We start from the raw sequence: 13,567 nt of genomic DNA on the forward strand, positions 1-13,567 counted from the left end.
CTCGACGGTCTCGTCCTCAGCGACCTTGATCTCCAGCAGCGTGCCGGCGACCGGCGACGGGATCTCGGTGTCGACCTTGTCGGTGGAGACCTCCAGCAGCGGCTCGTCCACGGCGACGTCGTCACCGACCTGCTTGAGCCAGCGGGTCACGGTGCCCTCGGTGACCGACTCGCCCAGCGCGGGCAGGGTGACCGGGGTGCCGGAGGCGGCACCACCGGAGGCGGCGGGCGCAGCCGGAGCGGCCGGCTCAGCCGGAGCCTCGGGGGCAGCGGGTGCCTCGGGGGCGGCCGGAGCGGCGGGCTCCTCGGCGGGAGCGGCCTGCTCGGCGGGGGCCTCCTCGGCGGCGGGAGCGGCGGGTGCGCCACCCTCGCCGGCCTCACCGATCACGGCGAGCACGGCGCCGACCTCGACGGTGTCGTCCTCGGCGGCGCGGATCTCCAGCAGCGTGCCGGCGATGGGGGAGGGGATCTCCGTGTCGACCTTGTCGGTGGAGACCTCCAGCAGCGGCTCGTCGACGGCGATGGTGTCGCCGACCTGCTTCAGCCATCGGGTGACGGTGCCTTCGGTTACGGATTCGCCGAGAGCGGGGAGGGTGACTTCGCTGGCCATGGGTGTCCTTTTGGGCTCGTGGTCTAACTAGTGCAAGGTCTATCAGGAATGTGCGTGCAATGGCTTCCCGGCGAGCGCCAGGTGGGCTTCGCCGAGGGCTTCGTTCTGCGTGGGATGCGCGTGGATCAGGGGTGCCACGTCATCGGCATGGGCCTCCCAGTTGTAGATCAACTGCGCCTCGCCGATCAGTTCGCCAACCCGGGCGCCCACGAGGTGCACGCCGACGACCGGGCCGTCCTTGCGGCGGACGAGCTTCACGAAACCCTGGGTCTTCAGGATCTGGCTCTTGCCGTTGCCGCCGAGGTCATAGGTGAGGGCTTCCACCTCGTCCGCGCCGTAGCGCTCTTCGGCCGCGGCCTGGCTCAGCCCGACCGAGGCGATCTCCGGGTCGCTGTAGGTCACCCGGGGGATGCCGGCCTCGTCGATCGCGACCGGGTCGAGCCCGGCGATCTCCTCGGCGACGAAGATGCCCTGGGCGAAGCCGCGGTGCGCCAGCTGCAGGCCGGGCACGATGTCGCCGACCGCGAAGACACCGGGCACGTTGGTGCGGCAGCGCTCGTCGGCGAGCACGAAGCCGCGCTCCATGCTCACTCCGGCCTCGGCGTAGCCGAGTCCGTCGGTGCTGGGGCCGCGACCCACGGCGACCAGAAGCAGGTCGGCCTCGATCCGCTGTCCGCCGGCCGTCACCACGACACCCGAATCGGTGCGCTCGACGGACTCGAAGCGGGTGTCGGTGAGGGCCTTGATCTTGCGCTTGCGGAAGGCGCGCTCCAGCGCCTTCGAGCTGGCCTCGTCCTCGGCCGGCACCAACCGGGGCAACGCCTCGACGATGGTGACCTCGGCGCCGAAGGAGCTCCAGACGCTGGCGAACTCGCATCCGATCACGCCGCCGCCGAGCACGACCACCGAGCCGGGCACGCGGTCCAGGGTGAGGGCGTGCTCGCTGGTCAGCACCCGCTCGCCGTCGATCTCCAGGCCGGGCAGCGAGCGGCTGTACGAGCCGGAGGCCAGCACGATGTGGCGACCCTCGAGGGTGGTGCCGCCGACCTCGACCGTCCGCGGCGAGGTGAGCCGCCCGGTGCCGTTGACCACGGTGATCCCGCGCGAGCCGATCAGCCCGGTGAGGCCCTTGAAGAGCCGCGAGACGACGCCGTCCTTGTAGCTGTTGACGCCGGCCATGTCGATGCCGTCCAGGCTGGCCTGGACGCCGAACTGCGCCGCATGACGCGCGGAGTCGGCGACCTCGGCCGCGTGCAGCAACGCCTTGGTGGGAACGCATCCCACATGCAGACAGGTCCCGCCGAGCTTGTCCCGCTCGACCAGCGCCACCGAGAGCCCCAGCTGGGCTGCTCGCAACGCACAGGCATATCCACCGGAGCCAGCGCCGAGGACGACCAGGTCGAACACCTCGGGGTCGGACTGGCTCTCCGCAACCGCCGCTACATCGGACACGACGCCCATCTTTGCACCATCGCGGATGAACGTGGGGCGCGGGTGGCTGGCATGGATGCGTCAGACTGTGCTCATGGGACTGTTCGATCGCTTCCGGCGCACCGGCATGCGCCGCCCCGATGGCAACGCCGCTCGCACCGGCTCGACGACGGTGCGCGCCTCGGACGCGGCCGACGAGCAGCATCTGCGCAACTTCGTCACCACCCGGCGCGGGGTCGAGGGGTTCGTGGAGCCGCGGACGGCGGTCAGCGACGTGACCCTGCTCCTGGTCGCGCACGACGGCGAGTGGACCCGGCGGCGGGTGCCGTCGGTGCAGTGGGCCCACAACTTCGCCAACAAGCACCAGGTGCCGTCGTACGACGCCGCCGTGGTGGGCATCCCGCAGCGGATGCGGGACTGGAACAAGCGGCAGAAGGAGGGCCGCAACTAGCCGCCGAGGCGGCTGGGACTGCGCCCTCGGGGTCAGGCGGAGGCGTGGGCGCGGACGAACTCCAGCAGGGTGGCCAGTCCGAAGCCGGTGCCGCCGCTGGGCACGTGACCCGACGGGCCGCCGGTGTTGAACGCCGGGCCGGCCACGTCGAGGTGGCCCCAGGGCAGGCCGTCGGTGAACTCGCGCAGGAAGGCGGCCGCGTAGAGGCCACCGCCCCAGCGCACCCAGTCGTGCTGGGCGAGGTCGGCGACCTTGCTGCTGTGCACGCGGTCGTACATCTCCTCCGGGATCGGCATCGGCCACAGGCCCTCGCCGGCGGTCTCGGAGGCGGCCTTGAGGCCGGCCACCACGTCGTCGGTGCCGAGCACACCGGCGAGCTTGTCGCCGAGGGCGACCACCATCGCGCCGGTCAGGGTGGCGATGTCGACGATCGCGTCGGGCTTCTCGTTCGCCGCCATCACCAGCGCGTCGGCCAGGATCAGCCGGCCCTCGGCGTCGGTGTTGGAGACCTCGACGGTGGTGCCGCCGTGGATGGTGAGCACGTCACCGGGACGCATCGCGCGGCCGGAGACCATGTTCTCGGCCATCGGCGCCCACGCGGTCACCTTCACCGGCAGGCCCAGCTTGGCGGCCAGGAAGAGCGTGTTGATCACGGTGGCCGCGCCGGCCATGTCCTCCTTCATCGTGGTCATCGAGCCGGGCGGCTTGATCGTGTAGCCGCCGGTGTCGTAGGTGATCCCCTTGCCCACCAGGGCGATGTGCTGGGTCGCGTCCTTGGGCGCCCAGGTCAGCTTGACCAGGCGCGGTGGCGCGTCCGAGCCGCCGCCGACGCCGAGGATGCCGCCGCAGCCGTCGGCGGCGAGCTGCTCCTCGTCCCAGATCTGCAGCTCGATCGCCGGCGCGCCCTTGCCCTTGGTGATCGTCGCGTGGGCGTCGCGGACCGCGTCGGCGAACGACGGCGGGTTGAGCTCGTTGGCGGGCAGGTTCACCCAGCGCCGGGTCGCGTTCGTCGCCTCGGCCACCAGCTCGGCCTCGGCGAAGGCGGCGCTCGCCTCGCTCTGTCGGGCGATGCTGCTCAGCACGACCACCTCGCCGACGCCGGGGGTGCTCGGGGCCGAGTCGCGCTTGAACTCGGTGAAGGAGTAGGCGCCCAGGCGCGCGCCCTCGCTGACGGCGCGCAGCAGCTCGGGCGAGTCGGCCGGCAGGGCGATGGCCAAGGTGGCGGCGTTGGCGACCGCGCGGACCGCGGAGCCGGCGGCGCGACGCACCACGCTCGGCGTCACGGCGGCCTCGTCGCCGAGGCCGACCAGGACCAGCAGCGGGGTGTTCACCGCTTCGGTGGTCGGCACCTTGGCGATCTCGCCGACCTTGCCGGCGAAGCCGAGGGAGGAGAGCAGCGGCCGGAGCTTGCGCCCGTAGGCGGTGCCGATCTCCTCAGCGCCTGTCGCCGGGGCCAGGCCCTTCGCGGTCTTCACGATGCCGACGACGACGGCGTCGGCGCGGGTCTTGGCGGGCGATGCACTGCGCAGGGTGTAGGACGTCACCTCTCGACTCTAGCCGCGGCCGGCTCCCGTCGTGTCAGTGGTCGCCGTGCACACCGCCGGGCGTCGTTGGGATAGGTTCCGGGCATGAGCGACAACGCATCCTTGTTGACCTCGCCGATCCACGAACGCCACGTGGAGCTCGGGGCCAAGTTCTCGGAGTTCGGTGGTTGGTCGATGCCCCTGGAGTACGCCACCGGCGTGGTCAAGGAGCACGCCGCGGTTCGCGACGGCGTCGGCATCTTCGACGTCAGCCACCTCGGCAAGGTGGTCCTCAACGGGCCGGGCGCAGCGGAGTACGTCAACGCCACGCTGACCAACGACCTCGGCCGGATCGGCCACGGCCAGGCGCAGTACACGCTGTGCTGCGACGACGAGACCGGCGGCATCGTCGACGACCTGATCGCCTACTTCCACACCGACGAGCGGGTGCTGCTGATCCCGAACGCCGCCAACACCCCCGAGGTGGTGCGCCGGCTTCAGGCCACGCTGCCCGAGCAGATCACGCTCACCGACCACCACCGCGACTACGCGGTCTTCGCCGTCCAGGGCCCGAAGTCCGACGAGACGCTGGAGGGGCTCGGCCTCCCCGTCGGGCACGACTACATGAGCTTCGTCGAGGGCACCTTCAACGACACCGGTGTCGTGGTCTGCCGGACCGGCTACACCGGCGAGCGCGGCTACGAGCTGATCGTCGACAACGACACGGCGTTGGCGCTGTGGGACGCGCTGCTGGAGGCGGGCCTGTCGTACGGCATCACCCCGTGCGGCCTCGGCGCTCGCGACACGCTGCGCACCGAGATGGGCTACCCCTTGCACGGACAGGACATCAGCCTCGCCACCACGCCGCTGGAGGGGCGCGTCGGCTGGGCCGTGGGCTGGAAGAAGCCGGCCTTCTGGGGCCGTGAGGTGCTGCTGGCGAAGAAGGCCGAGGAGGGGCCGAAGCGCACCCTGCGCGGTCTGCTCGCCACCGGTCGCGGCATCCCGCGTCCGGGCATGCGCGTCCTGCTGACCCCCGACGTGCCGCTCGGCGAGATCACCTCCGGCACCTTCTCGCCGACGCTGCGCAAGGGCATCGGCCTGGCGATCCTGCCGGACTTCGTCGCCGACGGCGCCGAGGTGAGCGTCGACGTCCGCGGCCGCCAGGAGGTCTTCACCGTGGTGAAGCCGCCCTTCGTGGACACCTCCGTCCGGGAGTCCTGACCCGAGCTTGCGCTTGTGGCGCGCGACTTGCGCTACGGGAGCACGTCAGTACGCGGCGATCGCGGCCACCACCAGCACAGTGGTCGCGGTCGTCTCCACCACCGCGCCGTAGACGTCGCCGGTGACGCCGCCGAATCGGGTGCGGGCGGTCGTCGCGGTCCACAGCCCGGCCACGATCCCGGCCACCCCCGCAACGGTCAGCCGGAGCACGGCGTCGGCCGTGGCGAGCGGTGCGACCCAAGTGTTGCCCAGGCTGCCGTAGCCGATCGTCACCAGCAGCCCGACGGCGATCGCGACCGCAGCGAGCAGAGCGGCGATCCCCAGCAGCGCCGGGGTGACGCTCGCGGCCACGGCCTGTCCCAGTCCGTCGCGGCGGGCGGGCGGGAAGGCGCCGGTGCCGAGCGGGGCCAGCATGAACCGGCTGAGCACCAACGCGGTCAGCAGCGCGGCGGCCGCGAACTGGGGGCCGATCGCCAGCAGCTGGGTCAGTGCCGCCACCTGCAGCAGCAGCGCGATCAGCAGCGTGACCACGCCGAACGGCCCGATGTCGGACTGCTTCATGATCGTCAGCGCAGCCTCGCCCGAGCGGCCTGAGCCGAGCCCGTCGGCGGTGTCGGCGAGCCCGTCGAGGTGCATCGCCCGGGTCAGCGCCGCCACTGCGCCGACCGCGAGCACCGCAACCACCAACGGCGGCGATCCGATGCCGGAGGCGGTCAGCAGCCACCACGGCACGATCAGCACGCCAGCCAGCAGCGCCCCGCCGAGTGGCGCCAGCGCCAGCGACCAGCCGGCGACGGCTCGGTCCACCCGTGACGGCGGCGGCACCGGGATCCGGGTCAGCGTGCCGAGCATCAGGCGGACGGCGTTGCTCAGGGTCGAGCTCACAGGTTCTGCACCTTTCCGGCCACACACCAGCGGACGTCCTCGGTGACCGCAGCGATCGCGGCGTTCAGTCTGCCCATCTCGTCGCGGAAGCGGCGTGAGCCGGAGCCCTCGGGCACCACGCCCTGGCCGACCTCGTTGCTGACCGCGACCACCCGGCGCGTGGTTGCGGCCCACGCCGCCACCAGCTCGGCGACGTCGGCGCGCAGGGCAGCGTCGCCGCCGCCTGCCCAGGCCGCGTCGTCCCAGGCGTCGTGACGATCCATCACCCGGGTCAGCCACAGGGTGAGGCAGTCGATGAGCAGCGGATCGCCGTCCCGACCGAGCTCGCCGACCAGGTCGAGCGACTCGACCGTGGACCAGTGCGCGGGGCGACGGTCCTGGTGCAGTCGCACCCGTTCCACCCACTCGCCGTCGTCGCCGGGCGGGTAGGAGGTGGCCAGGTAGGTGACCCCGGCCGCGTCGGCGAGCATCCGCTCCGCCTCCACCGACTTGCCGGAGCGGGCGCCGCCCAGGACCAGGGTGCGGATCGGCGTGGGCACCGCGGGCTGCGCCTCGCCCAGCACGGTCGCGCCGTCGTCGAGCACCCGCGCGCCCCAGTCCGCCAACCGGCGGGACAGCTCGGGGGTCGGCGGGTTGTGGTGCGAGAGATGGGTCGCGACGACCTCCGTGCGCTCGGTGATCGCGGCGACCGCCCGCAGCCGACGCAGCTGCTCGGGGAAGGTGGCCAGGTCGAGGTGGCGGGTGCCGTGGTCGAGCCGGTCGCCGAAGCTCTCCTCCAGCAGCACCAGGTCGAAGTCGGCACCTGTCACGGCGCTGACCGTGGCGGCTGGGAGCGGGCCGGTGTCGGTGGCGTAGAGCAGGCGCTCGCCGCTCGGGGTCGTCAGGTCGTAGAGCACGCACTCGGTGGCGCCGTCGCGCCCGAGGCCGGTGCGGTGGTGGGCCTCCAGCACCCGCACCGTGTAGCCCTCGTGCTCGACGGTGTCGCCGGGCTGCACGGCTCGCAGGGTGACCGCTGCCTCAGGCGCGAGCCAATGGCCTGCCGCCTCGACGACGTCGGGTGGGCCGAGCACGGTCAACGGCTCCTCGCGCACCCAGGAGCGGTACATCAGGGTGGCCGGGCTGAAGTGGTCGGAGTGCTGGTGGGTGTGCAGGATCAGGGTGACGCCGGCCAGAGAGATGCCGAGCCGCTCGGCGGCCAGCGGGGTGCTCGGCGCGCAGTCCAGCAGCACCCGCTCGTCGAGCAGTGCCGACGCCTGCGCGCGCACCCGGCCCGCCGCCCGCTCCGCGGTGCACGAGGCGCAGGTGCAGAACGGAGTGGGCCAACCGTCCGCCGCGCCGGTTCCGATCAGCCTTACCGACATGGGAAAGACCCTAGAGTGGGCACATGGCTCCCGATCAACCGCCCAGCTTCGCCAATCTCGGTGCCCAGGTGCCGATGCCGTTCCGGTGGCAGATGCACGACGAGGACGGCGATGCCTTCGTCCCGCATGACTACGCCCTGCAGGGCGAGGGGTTCGAGACCCAGGCCGACGCCGAGTCCTGGCTGGGCGAGATGTTCCCCGACCTCTTGGAGGAGGGCATCGAGTCCGTCACGCTCTTCAAGGACGACGAGCTCATCTACGGCCCGATGTCACTGCGGCCGTAGCAGCAGGTACCCGCCGGCCGCCAGGCAGCCGAGAGTGATCGCGCCGAACAGCGCCACCCAGACGAACGCGGGCACCCGGGTCTGACGCGCCAGTTGGTCGGCGTCCGAGCCGTGGTCGTGGTGGTGACGACGGTGCCGCTGCAGCTCCCAGACGGTGCGAGGTGCGCCGAGCAGCAGCAGCCAGGCCAGCAGGTGCGCGCACCAGCCCTGCTGCTCCGCGCTGAGGAAGCGGGTGGCGGCCACCAGCAGGGCGACCGCGACCAGGAGCAGCAGCCAGCCGTAGAGGTTGCGCACCCGCAGCATCAGCGCGACGGCGGCGACCAGGGCAGCCCATAGCACCGCCAGTGGCCAGCCCCGCTCGATCAGCGCGGCGGCGCCGAGGCCCGCCAGCGCGGGTGCCGGGTAGCCGGCCGCGGTGGTCAGCGAGAGGCCCGGGCCGGTGGCCAGGCCACGATGCGTGGTGAGTCCCGAGGCGTCGCGGTGCAGCCGGATCGGGCCCAGCCGGCGTCCGGTGAGGACCGCGGCCAGGGCATGCCCGCCCTCGTGGACGGCGGTGACGACGTGACGAAGCCGCCGCCACGACGGCGTCCACACGACGAGCGCTGCGACGAGGGCGAAGAGGATCGGCGCGCTCACGTCGGACAGAGTGCCATGGTGACCCCAGCGGACGGCTAGGCTGCCATCGTGCAGGCCTATCTCGATCTGATGACGACGATCCTCGAGCGCGGTGTCGACAAGAGCGATCGCACCGGCACCGGAACCCGCAGCATCTTCGGGCACCAGATGCGCTTCGACCTGACTGAGGGCTTCCCGCTGGTCACCACGAAGAAGATCCACACCCGGTCGGTCTTCGCCGAGCTGCTGTGGTTCCTGCGCGGCGACACCAACGTGAAGTGGCTGCAGGAGCGGGGCGTCTCGATCTGGGACGAGTGGGCCGACGCGGACGGCAACCTGGGACCGGTCTACGGCTACCAGTGGCGCTCCTGGCCGACGCCGGACGGCAGCCACGTGGACCAGATCAAGGGCCTGGTCGAGGGGATCCGCCGCAACCCGGACTCACGGCGTCACATCGTCTCGGCGTGGAACGTCGCGGACGTCGAGGAGATGGCTCTGCCGCCGTGCCACACGATGTTCCAGTTCTACGTCGCACCCGCGGACGACGGCGGCCCGGCCCGGCTGTCGTGCCAGCTCTACCAGCGCAGTGCGGACGTCTTCCTCGGCGTGCCGTTCAACATCGCCTCGTACGCCTTGCTCACCCACATGGTCGCCCAGGTCACCGGGCTGCGGGTGGGGGAGTTCGTGCACACGCTCGGCGACGCGCACCTGTACTCCAACCACTTCGAGCAGGCGCGGCTGCAGCTCACCCGGGAGCCGCGCGCGCTGCCGACCCTGTGGCTGGACGAGTCGGTGACCGAGATCGACGCGTTCGACCTCGAGCACCTGGAGATCCGCGGCTACGACCCGCACCCGGGGATCAAGGCGCCGATCGCCGTATGAGCATCACCCTGATCGCCGCGTACGCCCGCAATCGGGTGATCGGCGACGGCCTGGTCATCCCGTGGCGCAGCCGCGAGGACTTCGCCCACTTCAAGAGCACCACGATCGGCCACACCCTGATCATGGGGCGGCTCACCTACGACTCGATCGGGCGCCCGCTGCCGGGACGGCGCACCATCGTGCTGACCCGTGACGCCGGGTGGCGCGCGGACGGCGTCGACGTCGCGCACACGCTCCAGGAGGCGCTGGCACTGGCCGGCGACGCCGAGGTGTTCGTGGCCGGCGGGGCGCAGATCTATGCGCTGGCGTTGCCGGTCGCGACCCACCAGGTGCTCACCGAGCTGCATGACGACGCCACCGGCGACGTGCTCTACCCGGAGTTCGCGCCCGAGGAGTGGCGCGAGACCCACCGGGAGTCGCGCCCCGACCTGGACCCGCCGCTGGACTGGGTGTGGTGGGAGCGCCGGTGAGGCTGCACATCGACGCAGGCTCCTCGACCCCGCCCTTCGAGCAGGTCAAGGAGCAGATCACCGCCGCCGTCGACGCCGGCACCCTGGCGCCGGGGGAGCGGCTGCCGGCGGTCCGGGCGCTGGCCGTCGAGCTGGGGCTGGCCGCCAACACGGTCGCGCGGGCCTACAAGGAGCTGGAGGCCCGTGGCGTGGTGGCCACCCGCGGTCGTGCCGGCACGGTGGTGCTGGGCGCCGGCTCGGACCGTGCCGCCCGTGAGGCTGCCGACGTCTACGTCGCCACCGTGCGGGCCCTGGGCCTCTCCGCGGCACAGGCACACGAGCTGGTGGACCGGGCGCTGGAGCCGTGAGCGGATCGATGGCTGAGACTGGTGCGATGGCTCCTACGATCGTCGTCTCCGCTGTCGCGCTGGTGCGTGACGGCGCCGTGCTGACCGTGCGCAAGCGCGGCACCTCGAAGTTCATGCTGGTCGGCGGCAAGCCGGAGTCCGGGGAGACGCCGCTGGAGTGCGCGGTCCGGGAGACCCGCGAGGAGGTCGGCCTGGAGCTGCGCGACCTCGAGCTGTTGGGGGAGTTCACCTCCGAGGCCGCCAACGAGCCCGGCCATCTGCTGCACTCCACGGTCTTCAGCGCCGCTCTGCCCGGTGAGCCCGAGGCGGCTGCCGAGATCGCCGAGCTGCGCTGGACGACCCTCGACGGCGCCTACGACGACCTCGCCCCCATGCTGGAGTTCAACGTGCTCCCGCTGCTCCGCGCCGCCCACTGACGTCCACTCTCTGCTCGATGTGACCTCAGCGCGCGGTTTCGGGACGAAACTGCGCGCTGAGGTCACATCGAGCAGTCTCATTTGAGGTGTTGCGACGGTAACGAACGACCGCGCGCGTTTACTTCGCCGACCTCGCGCTGGCGCAGCGCGGTGATCTTCGCTTCCTAGGTTCCTCTCATCGGGGAGAACGAGGACCTGGAGGGAAGATGGATGTGAAGAAGCCACGTGCTCACACCTGGTTGCGCAAGGGGCGTACGGCGGTAGCGGCAGCCGCGGTCGGCGCCACCTGTGCGGTGGTGCTCACGCAGACCGGCTCCGAGGAGCCCGACGCTGGTGTGGCGGCCGCCCTCCAGATCGAGAGCGTCGCCTACCAGCAGGCGGTCGCCCAGGCGGCCGCTGCGCCCGGCGATGCCAAGGTGACGGTGGTCGCGACCGGCGGAACCCTTGCCGGCAAGGCGACCGGGCGTGCCACCTACGGCTCGTATCGGGCCGGCACCTACCCGATCGCCGACATGCTCGACGTGCTGCGTCCCGAGCTCGACGCGCTCGGCACGGTGGACTCGGTGCAGTTCGGCAACGGCGGCTCCGGCAGCTACACCATCGAGAAGTACCGCGAGCTCACCCTGGCCGTCGAGCAGGCGCTGGAGACCGCCGACGGCGTGGTGGTCACCACCGGCACCGACACCATGGAGGAGTTCGCCTACTGGCTGGACCTCACCGTGCAGAGCAAGAAGCCGGTGGTGATCACCGGCGCGATGCGTCCCTGGGCGGCAGGCGCCACGGCGTCCGAGCAGCCGGTGATCGGCACCGACGGCCCGGCCAATCTCTACAACGCGGTGAAGCTGGCGGCGGGGCAGCAGACCTACTGCTTCGGCACCGTGCTGATGCTCAACGACGAGATCCACACCGCGCGTGAGGTGCGCAAGGGCAACGCGACGCGGATGAACACCTTCGAGACGCCGATGCTCGGCCCGGCGGGCTGGATCGACCAGAGCTCGACCACGCTGCGCCGCGCCCCGGCCCGGATGAGCACCTGCGACACCGACGACTGGTTCACCCCGTTCGACGTCTCCGAGGTCACCCCGGCCCAGCTGCCGAAGGTCGAGATCGCCTTCGCCTACCAGGGAGCCAGCGGCGCCGGCATCACGTCCGCGGTCAATGCCGGGGCCACCGGCATCGTCACCATGGGCACCGGAACCGGTGGCCTGAGCGGCACCATGGGCGCTGCCCGGACCGCAGCGATCGGCAACGGCGTCTGGTTCGTGAGCACGTCGCGCACCGGCACCGGGACGGCCTCCGGCGGTGGCAACGGGATCATCGGCGGGGGCGACCTGCAGGGCCCGAAGGCCCGGCTGCTGCTCCTGCTGTCGCGCGCCTTCACGAACGACATCGACCAGGCCAAGACCTGGTTCGCCGAGATCGGCAACCCCGACTCCTCCGACCAGGGCGCCTGAGCGGCCCAGCGAGATGGTGACTGAGATGACGAAGAAGAACAGCAAGCGCGCACTCTCCGCGGTCGCGATCGCCGGGCTCGGGCTGAGCGTCCTGGCCATTGGCGCCAGCACCGGCGCGACGGCGTCGCCGGAGACCCAGGTCGTGATCAGCAGCGCGACCTACCAGCAGGCGGTCGCCGCTGCTGCCGCACCGGGCAGCCCCAAGGTGACGGTGGTCGCGACCGGCGGAACCCTTGCCGGCAAGGCGACCGGCCGCGACACGTTCGGCTCGTACCGGGCCGGCACCTACCTGATGACCGACCTGCTCGACCAACTGCGGCCCGAGCTGGACGGCGTCGCCGCCGTCGACTCGGTGCAGTTCGGCAACGGCGGCTCGAGCAGCTACACGATCGAGAAGTACCGCGAGCTCACCCTGGCGGTCGAGGAGGCGCTGAAGACCTCCGACGGCGTGGTGGTCACCACCGGCACCGACACCATGGAGGAGTTCGCCTACTGGCTGGACCTCACGGTGCAGAGCAAGAAGCCGGTGGTGATCACCGGTGCGATGCGTCCGTGGGCAGCAGGCGCCACGGCGTCGGAGCAGCCGGTGATCGGCACCGACGGCCCGGCCAACCTCTACAACGCGGTGAAGCTGGCGGCCGGTCAGCAGACCTACTGCTTCGGCACCGTGCTGATGCTCAACGACGAGATCCACGCGGCGCGGGAGGTGCGCAAGACCAACACCACCCGGATGGACACCTTCGGCTCGCCGTCCAACGGCCCGCTGGGCTACATCGACGAGGGCGCGACCGTGCTCAACCACGCGCCGGCACGGGTGGCGAAGTGCGACGGCGATGCGTGGGCGACGCCGTTCGACGTCTCCACGATCACCCCGGCCGACCTGCCGAAGGTCGAGATCGCCTACGCCTACCAGGAGGCCAGCGGCTCGATGATCGAGGGCCTGGTGGGCGACGGTGCGACCGGCATCGTCACCATGGGCACCGGTGCCGGCGGTCTGAGCGGCACCATGGGCGCAGCCCGGACGGCGGCGGTCGGCAACGGCGTCTGGTTCGTCTCGACGACCCGCACCGGCACCGGCAACGTCACCGGGTCGGGCAACGGCATCATCGCCGGCGGCGACCTGCAGGGCACCAAGGCGCGGCTGCTCCTGCTGCTCTCGAGGGCCTTCACCGACGACATCGCCCAGGCCAAGACCTGGTTCACCACGATCGGCAACCCGCCGGCCACCTATGTGCCGGGCGAGGTCGTCGAGCCGGAGCCGGAGACCCCGGAGCCGACCGTCACCGGCACCAGCGCCACCAAGCTGAAGGTCGCCAAGCCGGTCAAGGTCGGCAGGAAGATCACCGCGACGGTGACCGTCACCGGCGCTGAGAAGGTGGTGCCGACCGGCAAGGTCACCTTCCGGATCAACGGGAGCACGGTGAAGACGGTCAGCCTCTGGTCGGCCAAGAAGGGCGTGCTGAGGGTGACCCTGCCCAAGCAGAAGAAGCCCGGCAAGATCGGCGTGGAGGCCTACTTCACCCCGGCCGCCACCAGCACGCTGGCACCCAGCAACGGCATCACCTGGGTGAACGTCAAGCGTCGATGACCTCAATGTGACCTCAGCGTCGCGTTTCGT

At 71.4% G+C, this 13,567-nt stretch carries 15 protein-coding genes; 9 read left to right on the forward strand and 6 right to left on the reverse strand.

Translation table 11 applies throughout. From position 1 onward, the window contains the following. Positions 1-609 (reverse strand): biotin/lipoyl-containing protein (locus ABD151_RS19175; protein ID WP_343996448.1); only part of this gene is annotated, 609 nt, incomplete at its 3' end. A gap of 42 nt (positions 610-651) precedes the next feature. Further along, complete coding sequence (gene lpdA, locus ABD151_RS19180; RefSeq protein ID WP_343996449.1) at positions 652-2,061, reverse strand: dihydrolipoyl dehydrogenase; 1,410 nt, start codon at positions 2,059-2,061, stop codon at positions 652-654. A gap of 73 nt (positions 2,062-2,134) precedes the next feature. Here lpdA and ABD151_RS19185 point away from each other — a divergent pair, with 73 nt between their 5' ends. Beyond that, a complete protein-coding gene (locus ABD151_RS19185) occupies positions 2,135-2,491 on the forward strand; it encodes a hypothetical protein (RefSeq protein ID WP_343996451.1) in 357 nt (118 codons plus the stop codon). A 32-nt stretch (positions 2,492-2,523) separates the two neighbouring features. Here ABD151_RS19185 and ABD151_RS19190 read toward each other — a convergent pair whose 3' ends face one another. Next, positions 2,524-4,035 carry a leucyl aminopeptidase gene (locus ABD151_RS19190; protein ID WP_343996453.1) on the reverse strand — a complete coding sequence of 504 codons (1,512 nt, stop codon included), beginning with the start codon at positions 4,033-4,035 and terminating at the stop codon, positions 2,524-2,526. An 84-nt stretch (positions 4,036-4,119) separates the two neighbouring features. Here ABD151_RS19190 and gcvT point away from each other — a divergent pair, with 84 nt between their 5' ends. After that, positions 4,120-5,235: a glycine cleavage system aminomethyltransferase GcvT gene (gene gcvT, locus ABD151_RS19195; protein ID WP_343996454.1), complete on the forward strand. Its 1,116-nt coding sequence runs from the start codon at positions 4,120-4,122 to the stop codon at positions 5,233-5,235. Between the two features lie 45 nt (positions 5,236-5,280). On the opposite strand, the gene ABD151_RS19200 is transcribed toward gcvT, so the two are convergent. Together ABD151_RS19200 and ABD151_RS19205 are read right to left on the reverse strand one after the other, a co-directional pair. Then, complete coding sequence (locus ABD151_RS19200; protein ID WP_343996455.1) at positions 5,281-6,120, reverse strand: adenosylcobinamide-GDP ribazoletransferase; 840 nt, start codon at positions 6,118-6,120, stop codon at positions 5,281-5,283. Continuing rightward, a complete protein-coding gene (locus tag ABD151_RS19205; protein ID WP_343996456.1) occupies positions 6,117-7,481 on the reverse strand; it encodes a bifunctional adenosylcobinamide kinase/adenosylcobinamide-phosphate guanylyltransferase in 1,365 nt (454 codons plus the stop codon). The genes ABD151_RS19200 and ABD151_RS19205 overlap by 4 nt, the downstream gene beginning before the upstream one ends. A 23-nt stretch (positions 7,482-7,504) precedes the next feature. On the opposite strand from ABD151_RS19205, the gene ABD151_RS19210 reads away from it, so the two are divergent. Then, positions 7,505-7,765 carry a hypothetical protein gene (locus ABD151_RS19210; RefSeq protein ID WP_343996457.1) on the forward strand — a complete coding sequence of 87 codons (261 nt, stop codon included), beginning with the start codon at positions 7,505-7,507 and terminating at the stop codon, positions 7,763-7,765. On the opposite strand, the gene ABD151_RS19215 is transcribed toward ABD151_RS19210, so the two are convergent. Further along, positions 7,751-8,401, reverse strand: coding sequence for a M50 family metallopeptidase (locus ABD151_RS19215; protein WP_343996458.1), 651 nt, complete (start codon positions 8,399-8,401; stop codon positions 7,751-7,753). The genes ABD151_RS19210 and ABD151_RS19215 overlap by 15 nt on opposite strands. Before the next feature lie 48 nt (positions 8,402-8,449). Here ABD151_RS19215 and ABD151_RS19220 point away from each other — a divergent pair, with 48 nt between their 5' ends. The 6 genes from ABD151_RS19220 to ABD151_RS19245 all read left to right on the forward strand — a co-directional run bounded on the left by ABD151_RS19220 (position 8,450) and on the right by ABD151_RS19245 (position 13,537). Then, positions 8,450-9,262 (forward strand): thymidylate synthase, encoded by an 813-nt coding sequence (locus tag ABD151_RS19220; RefSeq protein ID WP_343996459.1) that lies wholly within the window; start codon positions 8,450-8,452, stop codon positions 9,260-9,262. Then, positions 9,259-9,732, forward strand: coding sequence for a dihydrofolate reductase (locus tag ABD151_RS19225; RefSeq protein WP_343996460.1), 474 nt, complete (start codon positions 9,259-9,261; stop codon positions 9,730-9,732). The genes ABD151_RS19220 and ABD151_RS19225 overlap by 4 nt, the downstream gene beginning before the upstream one ends. After that, on the forward strand, positions 9,729-10,079 hold the full coding sequence (locus ABD151_RS19230; RefSeq protein WP_343996461.1) for a GntR family transcriptional regulator: 351 nt from the start codon (positions 9,729-9,731) through the stop codon (positions 10,077-10,079). The genes ABD151_RS19225 and ABD151_RS19230 overlap by 4 nt, the downstream gene beginning before the upstream one ends. A 26-nt stretch (positions 10,080-10,105) precedes the next feature. Beyond that, a complete protein-coding gene (locus tag ABD151_RS19235) occupies positions 10,106-10,495 on the forward strand; it encodes an NUDIX hydrolase (protein ID WP_343996462.1) in 390 nt (129 codons plus the stop codon). A gap of 206 nt (positions 10,496-10,701) precedes the next feature. Beyond that, entirely contained in the window at positions 10,702-11,949 is a 1,248-nt protein-coding gene (locus ABD151_RS19240; protein ID WP_343996463.1) for an asparaginase domain-containing protein, read from the forward strand. Positions 11,950-11,974: 25 nt separating this feature from the next. Then, positions 11,975-13,537, forward strand: coding sequence for an asparaginase (locus ABD151_RS19245; RefSeq protein WP_343996464.1), 1,563 nt, complete (start codon positions 11,975-11,977; stop codon positions 13,535-13,537). The last annotated feature ends 30 nt before the right edge of the window (positions 13,538-13,567 follow it).

Source organism: Nocardioides dubius (assembly GCF_039528155.1).
GTDB lineage: Bacteria > Actinomycetota > Actinomycetes > Propionibacteriales > Nocardioidaceae > Nocardioides > Nocardioides dubius.

Coding starts and splice junctions, on each gene's coding strand:
- ABD151_RS19185 (WP_343996451.1), top strand. CDS start 2,135: ATGGGACTGTTCGATCGCTTCCGGCGCACCGGCATGCGCCGCCCCGAT.
- gcvT (WP_343996454.1), top strand. CDS start 4,120: ATGAGCGACAACGCATCCTTGTTGACCTCGCCGATCCACGAACGCCAC.
- ABD151_RS19205 (WP_343996456.1), bottom strand. CDS start 7,481: ATGTCGGTAAGGCTGATCGGAACCGGCGCGGCGGACGGTTGGCCCACT.
- ABD151_RS19210 (WP_343996457.1), top strand. CDS start 7,505: ATGGCTCCCGATCAACCGCCCAGCTTCGCCAATCTCGGTGCCCAGGTG.
- ABD151_RS19225 (WP_343996460.1), top strand. CDS start 9,259: ATGAGCATCACCCTGATCGCCGCGTACGCCCGCAATCGGGTGATCGGC.
- ABD151_RS19235 (WP_343996462.1), top strand. CDS start 10,106: ATGGCTCCTACGATCGTCGTCTCCGCTGTCGCGCTGGTGCGTGACGGC.
- ABD151_RS19240 (WP_343996463.1), top strand. CDS start 10,702: ATGGATGTGAAGAAGCCACGTGCTCACACCTGGTTGCGCAAGGGGCGT.
- ABD151_RS19245 (WP_343996464.1), top strand. CDS start 11,975: ATGACGAAGAAGAACAGCAAGCGCGCACTCTCCGCGGTCGCGATCGCC.